Genomic DNA, 14,308 nt, shown 5'->3' on the forward strand with positions numbered 1-14,308 from the left:
TTACGCGAACAGCGGGTTTACTTTGTTGGTATCGATGTCGAATTTTTTGATCGCTTCTGCGACCACTTTTTTGTCAACATCGCCACGCTTAGCCAGCTCATTAAGTGCCGCCACAACCACATAGCCTGCGTTCACTTCGAAGTGACGACGGAGGTTTTCGCGGCTGTCAGAACGACCAAAGCCGTCAGTGCCCAGTACTTTGTAAGATTCAGCTGGGATAAACGCACGAACTTGGTCAGCGTAGTTTTTCATGTAGTCAGTCGCAGCAATTGCAGGCTCAGATCCCATGACAGTTTGAATGTAAGGAACTTGTGCCTCTGCAGCTGGGTTCAACATGTTGAAGCGATCTGCATCTTGGCCGTCACGTGCAAGCTCGTTGAACGAGGTCACGCTGTAAACGTCAGACGCCACGCCGTACTCATCGCTAAGCAGCTTCGCGGCTTTACGCACTTCGGTCATGATGGTGCCAGAGCCCATTAGCTGGACTTTCGCTTTGTCGCCTGTGTAGGTTTCTAGCTTGTAGATACCTTTGCGGATACCTTCTTCCGCGCCCTCAGGCATGGCTGGCTGATGATAGTTTTCGTTCATCAGCGTCAGGTAGTAGTAGATGTTTTCTTGGTCAGGGCCGTACATGCGACGGATACCGTCTTGCATGATCACCGCCACTTCGTACGCGAAGGTTGGGTCGTAAGAAACACAGTTAGGTACCGTGCTCGCCAGGATATGGCTGTGACCGTCTTCGTGCTGTAGACCTTCACCGTTAAGCGTTGTACGACCGGCAGTGGCACCCAATAGGAAACCACGTGCTTGTTGGTCACCCGCCATCCACGCCATGTCGCCAACACGTTGGAAGCCGAACATTGAGTAGTAGATGTAGAATGGGATCATGGGCAGATCATTAGTGCTGTAAGAGGTCGCCGCGGCTACCCACGATGACATCGCACCGAGCTCGTTGATCCCTTCTTGCAGTACCTGACCGCCTTGGTCTTCTTTGTAGTAAGACACCACACCGCGGTCTTCTGGAGTGTAAGTCTGACCGTGTGGGTTGTAGATACCTACTTGACGGAACAGGCCTTCCATACCAAAGGTACGCGCTTCGTCGGCAATGATTGGCACAATGTTTTTGCCAATGCTTTTGTCTTTCAGCAATACATTCAAAGAGCGTACAAAGGCCATGGTGGTGGAGATATCACGCTTCTGCTCAGACAGCAGGGCTGAGAAATCGTCCAGTTCTGGCAGTGTCAGTTCTTGCGTAAATTTCGGCAGACGCTGTGGAGTATAACCGTGAAGTGCCTTACGACGTGCGTGCAGGTATTCGTACTCGGCAGAGCCTTCTTCCAACTTTAGGTACTTCAGGTTTTGTACATCGTCGTCAGACAACAAGTCTTGTAGGCCAAGACGATCACGCATCGCGTGAACATGGGTCATGTCCATTTTCTTGACTTGGTGCGCGATGTTTTTCCCTTCAGCCGCTTCACCCATGCCATAACCTTTTACGGTTTTCGCCAAGATCACGGTTGGACGGTCATTGCACTCTTGTGCTGCTTTGAAGGCAGCAAACAATTTAGATGGCTCGTGGCCACCACGCTTAAGTGCAAAGATCTCTTCGTCAGTCATGTCTGCAACCAAGGCTGCCGTTTCTGGGTACTTGCCGAAGAAGTGTTCGCGGACGTAAGCGCCATCTTTCGATTTGAACGTCTGGTAATCACCGTCGATGGTTTCATTCATCAACTGCAGCAATTTACCTGAGGTGTCTTTGGCCAGCAGTTTGTCCCAGCCAGAGCCCCAAACCACTTTGATCACGTTCCAGCCAGCGCCTTTAAAGAGGCCTTCCAGCTCTTGAACGATTTTACCGTTACCCATCACAGGGCCATCAAGGCGCTGCAGGTTACAGTTAATCAAGAAGCAGAGGTTATCCAGTTTTTCACGCGCCGCAAATGACAGCGCACCGCGTGATTCTGGCTCATCCATCTCACCGTCACCAAGGAACGCATAAACACGCTGCTCAGAGGTGTCTTTCAGGCCACGACCGTTGAGGTATTTGAGGAAACGCGCTTGATAGATAGACGCAATGGGACCCAGACCCATAGATACGGTTGGGAACTGCCAGAACTCAGGCATCAGTTTCGGGTGCGGATATGAAGACACCCCTTTGCCATCGACTTCCTGACGGAAGTTGTCGAGCTGCTCTTCGCTCAAGCGGCCTTCAACAAACGCACGCGCATAGATACCTGGAGAAATATGGCCTTGATAGTACACCAGGTCGCCACCGTCTTTCTCGTTAGGCGCACGGAAGAAGTGGTTAAAGCAGGTTTCATAAAATGCCGCCGAAGACTGGAATGATGCCATGTGGCCACCCAGCTCTAAATCTTTCTTGGACGCACGCAACACGATCATGATTGCGTTCCAACGAATGATAGAACGGATACGGCGTTCCAGATTCACATCACCTGGGTAAGCAGGTTCTTGATCAGCAGGAATGGTATTTACATAGTTGGTGGTCACGCCCGTTGGCATGTCAACACCGTCTAAACGTGCTTGCCCTAATACTTGCTCCAGAAGGAACTGGGCACGTTCTACACCTTCTTCACGAACGACTGACTCAAGAGCTTGCAACCACTCTTGTGTTTCAAGTGCGTCCACGTCATGTTTCATGACTTCAGACATGGCGATCTATCCTTTCGTTGATTGACTCGTACAAAACAAACGTTGTCGCAGCTGCAGTGCCCTTCGCGTTTTTATCGGTGCGAATAAGGCTACTCCAACTCGTCCTTGCGTTGTTGAATTCGACGTAGAGACCGTTCGCGACGGCTTTCTTCTCGACCAAGATCCAACAGAGTTTCCTCAATGTAAGCCAAGTGTGCATGCGACGCTTGTCGGGCTTTTTCTGGCTCGCCAGCGGTAATCGCATCCACTATCTCAGCTCGGTGTCGGCTGACGTTTTCCACCGTCTCTTGACGGCGATAAAGTAGCTCAAAATTTTGCAAAATATTCTGTTCCAGTAACGGCGCGAGACTGCGCATGATGTGAAGTAACACCACATTATGCGCCGCTTCCGTTACGGCAACGAGATACTGCATCACAGCCGATGCTTCTGCCTCTAAGTCCCCATTTTGCTGCGCTTGGCGAATGGCGTCATGACAGTCTTCAATGCGAGAGAAATCCTCTTCTGTACCCCGAAGTGCGGCAAAATAAGAAGAAATGCCCTCCAAGGCATGTCGTGACTCCAGTAAGTCAAGCTGGGTTTCTGGATGGTCCGCCAATAACTCTAGCAGTGGCTCAGAGAAGCGTTGCCAAAGGCGTTCACTGACAAAGGTGCCGCCACCTTGCTTGCGCGTCAGTAGCTTTTTGACTTCCAGCCGTTGAATCGCTTCGCGCACTGACGGGCGAGACACATCAAATTGCGTCGCTAACTCTCGTTCAGGCGGTAACTTCTGGCCTGGAGACAAGGTCCCTTCCAGAATTAAGCCTTCGAGCTCTTTTTCAATTACATCTGAGAGTTTAGGTTGACGAATTCGCTGATATGCCATTGTATTTATTGACCATCCGCATCCTAAGCTTGGCGCTTAGTTGCAGAAACTGACTGATTGTAAATTGGTAAGACCAATTACTTTATTGATCCCTAAAGTTACCAGACAGCGGGTATTCTGTCCACCTGAACTTTGATTGACATCATGGAAACCTGTGTATTTTTAGCCTGACAGCCACGAATACTCCGCCCCTCAAAATTGGTCAGACCATTTAGATCAATCAACGCAATAGGCATTTAAATCAGCGCGTGTAACTTTTTCCAGTCAAACGCCGCGCCAGGATCCGTTTTTCGTCCTGGGGCAATATGTTGGTGTCCTGTGATTCGATCACGGGTAATGGCTGGGTAGTACTGCATCAGCGTCTGCGTGATCGCCGCTAACGATTGGTACTGCTGATCGGTGTATGGATGTGTGTCTGTGCCCTCTAGCTCAATACCGATAGAAAAATCGTTACATTGCTGCCGACCGTCAAAACACGAAGCGCCAGCATGCCATGCGCGCGCACTGAATGGTACAAACTGGATCACACTTCCATCTCGTCGGATCAGTAGGTGGGCAGAGACGCGAAGCGATGCGATCTCGGCAAAGTAAGGGTGTTCAGCCGGATCGAGGTGCCCCTGAAAAAACTGTTCAATATAGGGACCGTCAAACTGACCGGGCGGCAGGCTGATATTGTGGATCACCAGCAAGGAGATATCGTTACTCTCCGGGCGTTGGTTATGATGAGGAGACAGGCAAGCGCGCGCGCCTACCAACCAATGATTGTCAATCTGTGAAAAAGACATACCCGATCCGCTTGAGCAAAATCGCTACTTTATCTGGTCAGTCGGTAGATTGGAATACAAGCAACAACGCGCTGTCGGATGGGTTTTGGCGTAATACATGGCGGCATCGGCTTGATTCATCATCTGCTGTAGCTCGAGTCCATCCGTTGGGAAGCAACTCACGCCGATACTAATGGCCAAAGACAATGAGGTCTCGGCAACCTGTATTGGCGCGTGCATTTCGTCTTGGATACGTGTGATCACTTCATTCAACGCCGATTTGTCCGCTAACAAATCCAGCCAGACAATGAACTCATCACCGCCCAAGCGGCCAACCAAATCAGAGCGGCGCACGGATTGTTTCAAGCGCTGACTGACCACCTTGAGAAGCTCATCTCCTACACCATGTCCATAGGTGTCGTTCACTTGCTTAAAGTTATTCAAATCAATAAACAGTAAGGCAGCGTTCGTTTGGGCGCGATTAGCGCGCATCAACGCCACTTCAACATGCGATTCAAACGCACGCCGATTGAATAAGCCCGTCAACTCGTCGTGTTCGGCAAGGAATTTAAGTTGGTGTTGCTGTTCACGAAGCTGTTGGGTTTGGCGTGCGACTTCTTCGCTCAACTGTTTTTTGTCCACCATGGTATGGCTCAGCGCACGCTTCATCTCATTGACATGATCAGCCAACTCAGTCAGCTCATCTTTGTCAGTCAAGGTTAATTCAGTGGTTAAGTCACCTTGCTTTATTTGTGTAATCGTCGAATGCAATGCTTTTAGGCGGTGTGTTAACCGTCGCCGCAAGCTGGTCACAAACATGGTCACCAACAAGGCTAACACCACCAGTACACCACCATGTACGACTAACAGGGTTTTCTGTTGCTGCCCCGACTGGTGCATGACTTGCTGACGCACCGAAAAAGCGGTTTCACTCATCGCCTGCAGTAACACATTAAAACGTGAAAACAACATCAAACGCCTGTCATCCACAGAGGGATCATCATCTAATTGCTCGGCGGTAATGCCCAATAGGCGATCAATGCTGTTTGCCGCGAGTCGGATCGACTGCGCGGACTGCGGCGGTAACGCCTCTTCATCACTGCTTAACTGCGCCCGCAATGCGTTGGTTGACTGATGGACATCTTGGCGTGTTTGCGTGCTGGGGTATTGGCGATATAACCACAGACGGCCTCGCAGACTATCAATCTGCGAATGCACCGCCACGATGCTGTCTAACCGTGCTTGGATTTGATTTTGCTTATAAAAAAGCTCCACCGTAATTAACAGCGTAACGAAGGTGAGCGCCGTACAAGCATACACAACGATACTGAGCTGCTGACCAATCCTCATTCTAATAAACTCACTTTTTGCGTGGCCTCAACCAAGGGGCCGGGGTTGAGTATGTGGCGGAATGACGGCGTGTTCCCTTCAACTAAACCCGCCTCTTGCGCCCATCGCGCTTGGTTTTTTAACCGCAGTAACAATGAGTCATTCAATGAAAGGCGAAATAAGTAATCTTGCCATAGCCAGCTGAGTTTATCGTCTGACATGTCAAGATACGCGGAGACCTGTGCCTTCGCTCGCTCTGGGTGCTGATGAATAAAGCTCACCGCGTCGTCTAAGGCACTGACAACCCGTTGCATGTCCTGGTGTTGCTTATTGACGAGCAAGCGATCACTGACTAACAGAAAAGAGAGGCTGTGCAAGCCTTTACTGTCAAGCGACTGTACCGGCTGGTTAGACTGCTTGAGTAGCTGATAGCCATAGGGCTCCCATATGGCTATCGCATCCACTTTCTCGTCGAGGAGCGCGTTGGGCAGTGCTTCGGGGGGATAATCAACTTTTTCCACCTGATCTCTAGGAATGTCGTGCAATTGCAGCAAGGAATCAAAGAAATATTCACTGGCACTCGACGCAACAATGCCCACGCGTGCCTTGTCGAGCGCGTCCACCAGCGAGCCACTAATCTCACGGCGAATAGACCAGAGTTTTACGTCGTTATCTGACTCGACAAAGCTGGTTAGCACATTAAAGTCATCGCGCTCAAAACTGTTAAACATCACCACCGTCTCTGAGGTAGTGGCTAAGTCCACTTCCCCTGACATCAAGGATTGAAAGCTTTTTACGCCCCCATGAACCGGCTTTAGCGTCATGTCGATGCCCTGCTTTTTAAACAAACCTTGCTCCTTAGCCACAATAATCGGTGCCGATAAGGGGGTAAGCGAGACGGCGATGGTCAGTGACGATAATGGCTCGGACACCGGAGGTCTGAGTTGCTGCCAAGCACGAAACCCAATGAACGCGATCGCTATCATGGCCACCAGCGCTAACCCTCGCTTCATGGCATCACCTCTTTGACTGTTCCTGCTTAAAGTGTAGACAAGTTAAAAGACAGAATATGAATAAAAAGATAGACGAATACGGGGAAACGAGAGAGAAAAGCTGCATTTCGTTATCACCAGCGTTATCATTCGACCACTTTTTGATGACCGCGGTAAGCCATGATGACATCGACCCCTTTTCATGCTGTCCATGACAGCGAGCGCCGCCTGGCCTATCTCACCTCTCACCTCAGCGCCGACGTGATCCGCGCGGTGACCGACGCACTGCGAGAAGATTTGGGTGGCGAGATCGACGCCAGTAAAGACATAACCGCCAGCCTCATTCCGGCAGACTCAGTATCCACAGCCACATTGATCACCCGAGAAGATGGCGTTTTCTGTGGCCGTGCCTTTGCGGATGAAGTGTTTCATCAGCTCGGTGGCGAAGTCACCTTGACGTGGCATGTCGAGGACGGCGACGCCATCACCGCCAACCAATCGCTGTGTACCTTACAGGGACCCTCGCGTGTCTTGTTGACCGGTGAACGCAATGCGATGAACTTTATTCAAACCCTCTCTGGGTGTGCAAGTAAGGTCGCAACCTATGTGGCAGCGCTCAACGGCACCCACACCAAATTGCTCGACACGCGTAAGACCATTCCGGGACTGCGCAGTGCCCTCAAATACGCTGTTGCCTGCGGTGGTGGCCATAACCATCGTATTGGTGTGTTTGATGCTTATTTGATCAAAGAGAATCATATTCTCGCCTGTGGCGGGATAGAGAACGCCGTCAAAGCGGCGCGCCGACTTAATCCTGATAAACCGGTAGAAGTAGAAACCGAAACCCTGGATGAGCTGCAACAAGCGATTAACGCAGGCGCCGATATTGTCATGCTGGATAACTTTAGTGTGCCGATGATGCGTGAAGCGGTGGCGTTAAACCAAAATCGCGTTGCGCTGGAAGTCTCGGGCAATGTCACCCTAGAGACGTTGGCAACATACGCCGCCACCGGGGTGGATTATATTTCTGTCGGCGCACTCACCAAGCACGTGACCGCACTCGATTTATCCATGCGTTTTCAATAATACGTACGCTCGCTCAGATTCGACCAGGCCGCCCACGATTGGCGGCCTTTTTTATCGCGCTTTCGTGACAAAAAATTTGTTGTCCGTCGAATACTACAGTAGAAAAAAACACCATTACATCCGGCTTTTACCCTTCACTCTCAAACTCATATTCGCCCTCTTTTTTGCGTCACACACCAGCGTAAAGTCGCTGCACTCGCGGCCACCGCGTTGGCGGCCGACCATCATTGAGAGGAGAAATATAGGATGAAAAAGCAACAAGGGTTTAGCTTGATTGAGTTACTGATCGTCGTCGGCATTATCGCAGCGCTATCGGCTATCGCCGTTCCCGCTTATGTTAATAAACAGAAAATTGCTGAATTTAACTCAGGGTTAGCATCAGGCCGTGCTCTCCTTACACGGTTAGATCTTTATTTGGATGAAAATAGTGGCGATTCATTGAATAAATTTAAAAAAGCCTTGGGTGACGCTAAGAACCTAGGCGAGCTGGCAACAGTCAAGGTCTCGGGCCCTAAAGAAGGCGAAGATGATAAAGGGACTGAGCTGAAAGTCTCGTTTAATAATAATAGCTCGATTAACGGAACAGAAATTACCTTTGAGAAAAACAAGCTTGCTTGGGTATGTAAATACACAACGAAAGAAACTTTCGATGATGGTGATATTAAAGGATGTAAAAAAGCATAAGCAGCCAATGATCCCAACCGCTCCGTTATATCAATCTGGTTTGTTGAGTGATGCCCAGCGCCATACGTTGGGCATTGGCGACAATGTGTCGCTCAGCCTCGCGCATTTACTCGATGCAGGCGTTGACCCCACCGCGCTCGCCCACACCCTCGCGAGTCAGCATCACCTTCCGTTCGTGGAGAGCCATCAGTATCCGTTTAAAGACACCTGCTATGCCCTAGATAGGCGCGATTTGATTCAGCGTCATCAAGTGCTGCCGCTTGCTCAGCAAGGCCAAGAGCTACTGCTCGGCGTCAGTGACCCAGATAACACAGAGGCGGTCGCCGACTTTCGCTTTTCTACTGGGCTCAATGTTCGTTTGGTAGTGCTCAGTCAGCCGGATTTGGATGCCGCGCTGCGTCACTTGTACGGCGAAGATATCGATGGCACCCACGATGGCATGACTATCAGCGATCAGGACTTAGTCGCCCTGACCGTCACCGATAGCCCGCAAGAAGACAGCACCGAGCTACAAAGCGATCAGGCGCCGATCAGTCGCTACATTCAGCAGATCTTGGTGGATGCAGTGCGTAAAAACGCCTCCGACGTGCACTTTGAGCCCTTTGAGCAGCACTACCAAATTCGCTTTCGCCAGGACGGTTTATTGCACACCTATGCTCATCCTCCTGCGGGGGTCTCGCGGCGGCTGTCGACTCGACTCAAAATCTTAGCCCAACTTAATATTGCCGAGCGACGCTTACCACAAGACGGACGCATCAAGCTGACCCTTACTGCCGATCACACCGTCGATATGCGCGTCTCCACCTTACCGACCGTGTGGGGAGAGAAGGTGGTGGTGCGCTTGTTGAATAACGGCCAGCAGCAACTGACGCTGCATGATTTAGGCTTAACCGAGTGGCAGCGCCGGCACTATCAAGAGGCACTGGATAGACCGCAAGGCATGATTTTGTTTACCGGCCCAACCGGAAGCGGCAAAACCGTCTCTTTGTACAGTGGGTTAAAGTATCTCAATCAGCCCGAGCGTAATATTGCCACCATCGAAGATCCGGTTGAGATCCAGCTAGAAGGCGTCAACCAAGTCAACGTCAACACGGCCATTGGTTTAGATTTTGCCACCGCACTCCGTGCCTTTTTGCGTCAAGATCCCGATGTGGTGATGGTGGGGGAAATTCGCGATCTCGACACCGCTGAAATCGGGATCAAGGCCGCGCAAACCGGTCACCTGGTGTTATCAACCCTGCATACCAATTCAGCGGCCGAGAGCATCACCCGTTTAGCCCATATGGGCATTGCGCCCTACAATCTTGCTAGCTCTCTGAGCTTGGTAGTGGCCCAGCGTTTAGTACGCCGTTTATGCCCTATTTGCAAACAACCGCATCCGTCTGGTGATCCTCGCCTTCAGTTCTTGGCTAACCTCTATCCGTCTCTAACCCCAAGTACTCTGTACCAGGCTAACCCCCACGGCTGTTATCAGTGCTATCAGGGCTATCAAGGCCGCACAGGGGTATACGAGGTGCTTCCCGTGACCGAAGCCATTGCTGACGCCATTTACCGCAATGCCAGTGCCATTGAACTGACCCAACTGGCTACCGAAGAAGGCATGTGGCGGTTGGCCGACTCTGGCGTTGCCAAACTCAACCAAGGGAGCACCAGTATTCAAGAACTTACCCGCGTTATTCAACTTGCCTAAGGAGTCGTCATGGCCAAACCCACCCTGTTTATCTTTCATTGGCGCCAAGCCGCCGCAAGCGGCGAAAAACAAGGGCAAGTATTCGCCTATACCGAGCGAGATGCACGCCAAGAGCTAGCCAACCAATCTATTGTCCCCAGCCGCCTTATTCGCCGCCGACTATCGAGCTTTCAGCAGCGTCGTCATAAAGCCAAAGCAGCAGATATCACCCAATTTTCCCGCGATCTCACCACCTTGCTTGAGTCTGGGATCCCTATCGTGCAAGCCCTCAACCTCATCGCGCTCAATCAGGTCAAAGCCGAAATGCGCTTACTGGTGCGTCATATCCGCCAGCAACTGGAGGCGGGTACCAATTTGAGTGATGCGTTGGCGCACGCAAGTCCCTTGTTTGATCGCTTTTATTGCGATTTAGTCGCAACGGGCGAGCAAACCGGGCAACTGCCGGAGATCTTTGCTCGCCTGACTCTATACCGTGAAAAGCAGGCGTTGCTTCGCAGTAAAGTCATCAAAGCCATGATCTATCCCAGCATCGTGGTCAGCGTGGCATTAGGCGTCAGTGCCTACCTGCTGGTATTCGTGATCCCGAAGTTTAAACATATTTTTGACTCCTTCGGGGCAGAACTGCCTTGGCTCACCCAACAAGTGCTCGCCTTGTCTGATATCGTCAGTCAGCACGCCTTAACCATGACTGTTGTCGTAGCGGGCCTTGCCGCTGCGCATCAATTACTGCAGCGTAAAAACGCGACCTACCGATATCACTATGACCGCTGGCTGCTCAAATTCCCCGTCATTGGTGAAGTGATTGGCAAAGCCTGCATTGCCAAATTTTCTCGCACCTTAGCCACCACCTTTAGTGCCGGTATTCCGTTACTCTCTGGCTTGCAAGCCGCGACGAAATCCATGACCAACGCGTATTATGTTCACGCGCTTAACGCCGTGCATCAGCACACGGCCACTGGTATTCCGCTTTACCAAGCCTTGCGCGACAGTAATAGCTTCCCTGTGATGGTGACGCAAATGGTAATGATTGGCGAAGAGTCGGGATCGCTCGATGATATGCTCAATCGCATCGCACAAATCTATGAAGCCGAGGTCGACAACACCGTGGACAATCTCGGTAAAATCATTGAGCCCCTGTTAATTTTAGTGCTAGGGCTATTAATTGGCGGCTTAGTGGTGGCCATGTATCTACCCATTTTTAATCTGATGTCTGTTCTTGGCTAGCCAAGATAGAGTCTCTCGCGACAAGGCGCTATGATGCGCACAAGGTTCATGCCCAGAAGGTACCATGTTGATATTCTCATCACCGTTATTCATTTTTTTTGCTGGCTTATTTGGTCTGATTGTCGGTAGCTTTTTAAATGTGGTCATCGCGCGCGTGCCAATCATGATGGCGCGGCGTTGGCGGCAAGAATGCTTGGCCACGTTTCCCGATGCTAATATTGACGCCCCTAACGCGCAGCGCTTTGATTTGTGTCTTCCCGCCTCACACTGCCCAGATTGTCAGCAGCCGATTGCGTGGTACGATAATATTCCTTTGCTCAGTTGGCTGATGTTAAAAGGCCGCTGCCGTCAGTGTGGCACGATGATTAGTCCGCGCTACCCACTGGTCGAGGTCACCAGTGCTATTGTCTGTGTGTTACCGGCATGGCTTATTTCCTCACCGGCGTGGGCCGTCGCGGTGATGGCGGCCAGCCTCACTTTGCTGGCGCTGACCCTCATTGATTGGGAAACCCTGTTGCTGCCCGATCAGCTTACCCTGCCACTCCTTTGGGCTGGGATCGCTCTCGCACTCTTGGGGATCAGCCCTGTCTCACTCACAGACAGTGTCATCGGCGCCATGACAGGCTACCTCAGCCTATGGAGCCTCTTTTGGGCATTCAAGCTGACCACTGGCAAAGAAGGCATGGGCTATGGTGATTTTAAACTGTTTGCGGCACTGGGCGCTTGGGTCGGTTGGCAAGCCTTACCGCTACTGATTTTACTCGCCTCACTGAGTGGCGCCATCGTCGGGGCACTATTACTGCGCCAACAACAAAAAAGTCTGCAACACGCGTTTGCCTTTGGCCCCTTTATTGCTGTCGCAGGCTGGCTAAGTCTGCTTTGGGGCGACAGCCTGTTACACTGGTACCTTTCACAAATTCTAGGAGTACGCTAATGGCCGTTGTGATCGGGTTAACCGGAGGGATTGGCAGTGGTAAAAGCACGGTTGCCAACCGTTTTGCCGCCAAGGGCATTGATATTATTGATGCCGATGTGATCGCCCGTGAGGTGGTTGCTCCCGGTAGTGATGGTCTGGCCGCGATTGTCGCGCGTTTTGGCACGCCGGCATTAACCCCAGATGGCAGCCTAGATCGTGCCTGGCTTCGTGAGCGAGTGTTTAGTCATCCAGACGACAAGCAATGGCTCGATAACCTGCTTCATCCCATGATCCGCCAACGCATGATCCAAGCCTGTGCGCAGGCCAGTTCAGCGTATTGTTTGCTTGTGGTGCCCTTGTTAGTAGAGAATAACCTGACGTCATTGGCGCAACGGGTGTTGGTCGTCGATGTTGACGAGCAAACACAAATCGCGCGCACGCTCGCGCGTGATCACGTGAGCGAACAACAAGTTCACGCGATTTTGGCCGCACAAGCCAGTCGCTCACAACGCCTCGCCGTCGCCGATGATGTGATCGATAATACGCAAACCGAAGCGGAACTTGATCGGCAAGTTGATGCCTTACATCACACGTATTTAACCTTGGCAACCCAGGCAAACGTCGACCCATAGTCGGACAGGACAGCTAAACGCTTATGACCAGCCTCACTTTGTATGAACACCCACTCAATGAACAGGTGCGAATTTACTTGCGCCTGGAGTACCTGCTCTCTCAACTGGACGAAGTGAGCGGGCTTTCTGCGCCCTGCCACCATATTCAATTTTTCCGCAGCCTGTTTGACCTACAGGAGATTTTAGAGCAGGTGCAAGTGAAAGCGGATCTCGCCAAGGATTTGGACAAACTCAAGAAAAAACTCAAAGCCTGGGCTGACGTCCCCCAAGTCGATCAGACACAGCTCAACCAGCTACTCGATCAACTCGCCGCACACCAACGCGCGGTATTGCAAGCCAAACGCTTCGGCCAAGCGTTAAAAGAAGATCGCTTTTTAACCAGCATCAAGCAGCGCTTTTCGATTCCAGGGGGGAGCTGTAGCTTTGATCTACCCAATTTCCATTACTGGCTCCATCAACCGCTTGCCGCACGACAAAGTGCGATTCAGGCCTGGATGGAAACCCTAGCACCATTACGCCACGCTTTGGCGTTCTGGCTGCAGCTCACGCGTGAAAGCGCACACGGGGGAACCGCCAACGTCCAACAAGGCTTTTACCAGCAAGAGGCGGATGGAGCCTGCTTAATTCGGCTTAAGATATCCCCTGATCTTGGGGTTTACCCGTTAGTGTCTGGGCACAAAAACCGCTTCGCGATCCGCTTTATGCCATTTGACGACGATCACGAGGTCGCCGACAATATGTCTGTTCATATCAGTGTTTGTTAAGGAGATCCACGTGAGTGATGCCCCTACCGTTGTCAAATGCCCAACATGCCAACAGCCTGTGGTTTGGGGAGAGGTCAGCCCACATCGTCCATTTTGCAGTAAACGCTGTCAGTTGATTGATTTGGGAGAATGGGCCAGTGAAGAAAAAGCCATCCCCGGGGCCCCTGACCTTTCTGATGATGATCTCTGGTCAGAAGGGCAGCACGAGTAAACGCTCTGCCCCTGTTCACTTTTCTCCAACGCCTCTCTCGCGCTCAGAACCGAGCGCGAATTTTTTCTAATACCGCATCGTTGGCCTCGGGAAACGGATAGTTATCCAATTCGGCAATCGGTGCCCAAATACCCTCCTGCCCCTCACAGCCTTGCGGCTCGCCCTCAAAGTCACAGACCAAGAAAAAATCCAAACTTAATGCTTTGTCGGGAAAGTCAAAGTCCAACGATATAAAGGGGCTGACCGCTTTTGCTGTAATCCCGACTTCTTCGTTTAATTCACGCAGCAGTGCCCGTTGCGGGGTTTCACTCCCCTCAATTTTTCCGCCAGGAAATTCCCACTTTCCCCCTTGATGCGCGTGAGCATGGCGGCGAGTGATAAAGACTTTGTCTTGTGTCGGATTAACAATAATGCCAGCGGCAATACTTACCCGTTTCATGGTCTCTCCTGATAATAAAAAAAGGCCGATAAACGGCCTTTTTGATA

At 51.3% G+C, this 14,308-nt stretch carries 14 protein-coding genes; 8 read left to right on the forward strand and 6 right to left on the reverse strand.

The annotated features are described in order from the left end of the window. From aceE to EHW56_RS08650, 5 genes are all read right to left on the reverse strand, one after another. Window positions 1–2,667, reverse strand: a complete 2,667-nt coding sequence (aceE, locus tag EHW56_RS08630) for a pyruvate dehydrogenase (acetyl-transferring), homodimeric type (RefSeq protein ID WP_152799528.1) — start codon at window positions 2,665–2,667, stop codon at window positions 1–3. Window positions 2,668–2,756: 89 nt separating this feature from the next. Beyond that, entirely contained in the window at window positions 2,757–3,530 is a 774-nt protein-coding gene (pdhR, locus tag EHW56_RS08635; RefSeq protein WP_046073985.1) for a pyruvate dehydrogenase complex transcriptional repressor PdhR, read from the reverse strand. A 236-nt stretch (window positions 3,531–3,766) separates the two neighbouring features. Beyond that, window positions 3,767–4,315 (reverse strand): 1,6-anhydro-N-acetylmuramyl-L-alanine amidase AmpD, encoded by a 549-nt coding sequence (gene ampD, locus EHW56_RS08640; RefSeq protein ID WP_077606094.1) that lies wholly within the window; start codon window positions 4,313–4,315, stop codon window positions 3,767–3,769. Window positions 4,316–4,339: 24 nt separating this feature from the next. Beyond that, on the reverse strand, window positions 4,340–5,644 hold the full coding sequence (locus tag EHW56_RS08645; RefSeq protein ID WP_077606093.1) for a diguanylate cyclase domain-containing protein: 1,305 nt from the start codon (window positions 5,642–5,644) through the stop codon (window positions 4,340–4,342). Next, window positions 5,641–6,636, reverse strand: coding sequence for an ABC transporter substrate-binding protein (locus tag EHW56_RS08650; protein ID WP_077606092.1), 996 nt, complete (start codon window positions 6,634–6,636; stop codon window positions 5,641–5,643). Before EHW56_RS08650 ends, EHW56_RS08645 begins: the two co-directional genes overlap by 4 nt. A gap of 159 nt (window positions 6,637–6,795) precedes the next feature. On the opposite strand from EHW56_RS08650, the gene nadC reads away from it, so the two are divergent. The 8 genes from nadC to yacG all read left to right on the forward strand — a co-directional run bounded on the left by nadC (window position 6,796) and on the right by yacG (window position 13,822). Beyond that, on the forward strand, window positions 6,796–7,701 hold the full coding sequence (nadC, locus tag EHW56_RS08655) for a carboxylating nicotinate-nucleotide diphosphorylase (protein WP_152799530.1): 906 nt from the start codon (window positions 6,796–6,798) through the stop codon (window positions 7,699–7,701). 246 nt (window positions 7,702–7,947) lie between these two features. After that, a complete protein-coding gene (locus tag EHW56_RS15620; protein WP_152795060.1) occupies window positions 7,948–8,385 on the forward strand; it encodes a prepilin-type N-terminal cleavage/methylation domain-containing protein in 438 nt (145 codons plus the stop codon). Continuing rightward, window positions 8,351–10,075, forward strand: coding sequence for a type IV-A pilus assembly ATPase PilB (gene pilB / locus EHW56_RS08665; RefSeq protein ID WP_370517144.1), 1,725 nt, complete (start codon window positions 8,351–8,353; stop codon window positions 10,073–10,075). Before EHW56_RS15620 ends, pilB begins: the two co-directional genes overlap by 35 nt. Before the next feature lie 9 nt (window positions 10,076–10,084). Continuing rightward, a complete protein-coding gene (locus tag EHW56_RS08670) occupies window positions 10,085–11,299 on the forward strand; it encodes a type II secretion system F family protein (RefSeq protein ID WP_046073981.1) in 1,215 nt (404 codons plus the stop codon). Window positions 11,300–11,363: 64 nt separating this feature from the next. Next, window positions 11,364–12,233, forward strand: a complete 870-nt coding sequence (locus EHW56_RS08675) for an A24 family peptidase (protein WP_046073980.1) — start codon at window positions 11,364–11,366, stop codon at window positions 12,231–12,233. Then, window positions 12,233–12,847 carry a dephospho-CoA kinase gene (gene coaE / locus EHW56_RS08680; RefSeq protein ID WP_152795062.1) on the forward strand — a complete coding sequence of 205 codons (615 nt, stop codon included), beginning with the start codon at window positions 12,233–12,235 and terminating at the stop codon, window positions 12,845–12,847. Before EHW56_RS08675 ends, coaE begins: the two co-directional genes overlap by 1 nt. Before the next feature lie 23 nt (window positions 12,848–12,870). Next, complete coding sequence (gene zapD / locus EHW56_RS08685; RefSeq protein WP_077667360.1) at window positions 12,871–13,611, forward strand: cell division protein ZapD; 741 nt, start codon at window positions 12,871–12,873, stop codon at window positions 13,609–13,611. 10 nt (window positions 13,612–13,621) lie between these two features. Beyond that, window positions 13,622–13,822: a DNA gyrase inhibitor YacG gene (yacG, locus tag EHW56_RS08690; protein WP_069363361.1), complete on the forward strand. Its 201-nt coding sequence runs from the start codon at window positions 13,622–13,624 to the stop codon at window positions 13,820–13,822. 43 nt (window positions 13,823–13,865) lie between these two features. Here the strand turns inward: yacG and mutT are convergent, their stop codons facing one another. Beyond that, complete coding sequence (gene mutT / locus EHW56_RS08695; protein WP_077606085.1) at window positions 13,866–14,261, reverse strand: 8-oxo-dGTP diphosphatase MutT; 396 nt, start codon at window positions 14,259–14,261, stop codon at window positions 13,866–13,868. Window positions 14,262–14,308: the final 47 nt, after the last annotated feature.

The organism is Salinivibrio sp. VGrn1, assembly GCF_009377995.1.
Classification (GTDB): domain Bacteria; phylum Pseudomonadota; class Gammaproteobacteria; order Enterobacterales; family Vibrionaceae; genus Salinivibrio; species Salinivibrio siamensis.

Bases quoted from the DNA above. Each gene is read 5' to 3' on its own strand.
- aceE (WP_152799528.1), bottom strand. From the start codon at position 2,667: ATGTCTGAAGTCATGAAACATGACGTGGACGCACTTGAAACACAAGAG.
- pdhR (WP_046073985.1), bottom strand. From the start codon at position 3,530: ATGGCATATCAGCGAATTCGTCAACCTAAACTCTCAGATGTAATTGAA.
- ampD (WP_077606094.1), bottom strand. From the start codon at position 4,315: ATGTCTTTTTCACAGATTGACAATCATTGGTTGGTAGGCGCGCGCGCT.
- EHW56_RS08645 (WP_077606093.1), bottom strand. From the start codon at position 5,644: ATGAGGATTGGTCAGCAGCTCAGTATCGTTGTGTATGCTTGTACGGCG.
- EHW56_RS08650 (WP_077606092.1), bottom strand. From the start codon at position 6,636: ATGAAGCGAGGGTTAGCGCTGGTGGCCATGATAGCGATCGCGTTCATT.
- nadC (WP_152799530.1), top strand. From the start codon at position 6,796: ATGATGACATCGACCCCTTTTCATGCTGTCCATGACAGCGAGCGCCGC.
- EHW56_RS15620 (WP_152795060.1), top strand. From the start codon at position 7,948: ATGAAAAAGCAACAAGGGTTTAGCTTGATTGAGTTACTGATCGTCGTC.
- pilB (WP_370517144.1), top strand. From the start codon at position 8,351: ATGATGGTGATATTAAAGGATGTAAAAAAGCATAAGCAGCCAATGATC.
- EHW56_RS08670 (WP_046073981.1), top strand. From the start codon at position 10,085: ATGGCCAAACCCACCCTGTTTATCTTTCATTGGCGCCAAGCCGCCGCA.
- EHW56_RS08675 (WP_046073980.1), top strand. From the start codon at position 11,364: ATGTTGATATTCTCATCACCGTTATTCATTTTTTTTGCTGGCTTATTT.
- coaE (WP_152795062.1), top strand. From the start codon at position 12,233: ATGGCCGTTGTGATCGGGTTAACCGGAGGGATTGGCAGTGGTAAAAGC.
- zapD (WP_077667360.1), top strand. From the start codon at position 12,871: ATGACCAGCCTCACTTTGTATGAACACCCACTCAATGAACAGGTGCGA.
- mutT (WP_077606085.1), bottom strand. From the start codon at position 14,261: ATGAAACGGGTAAGTATTGCCGCTGGCATTATTGTTAATCCGACACAA.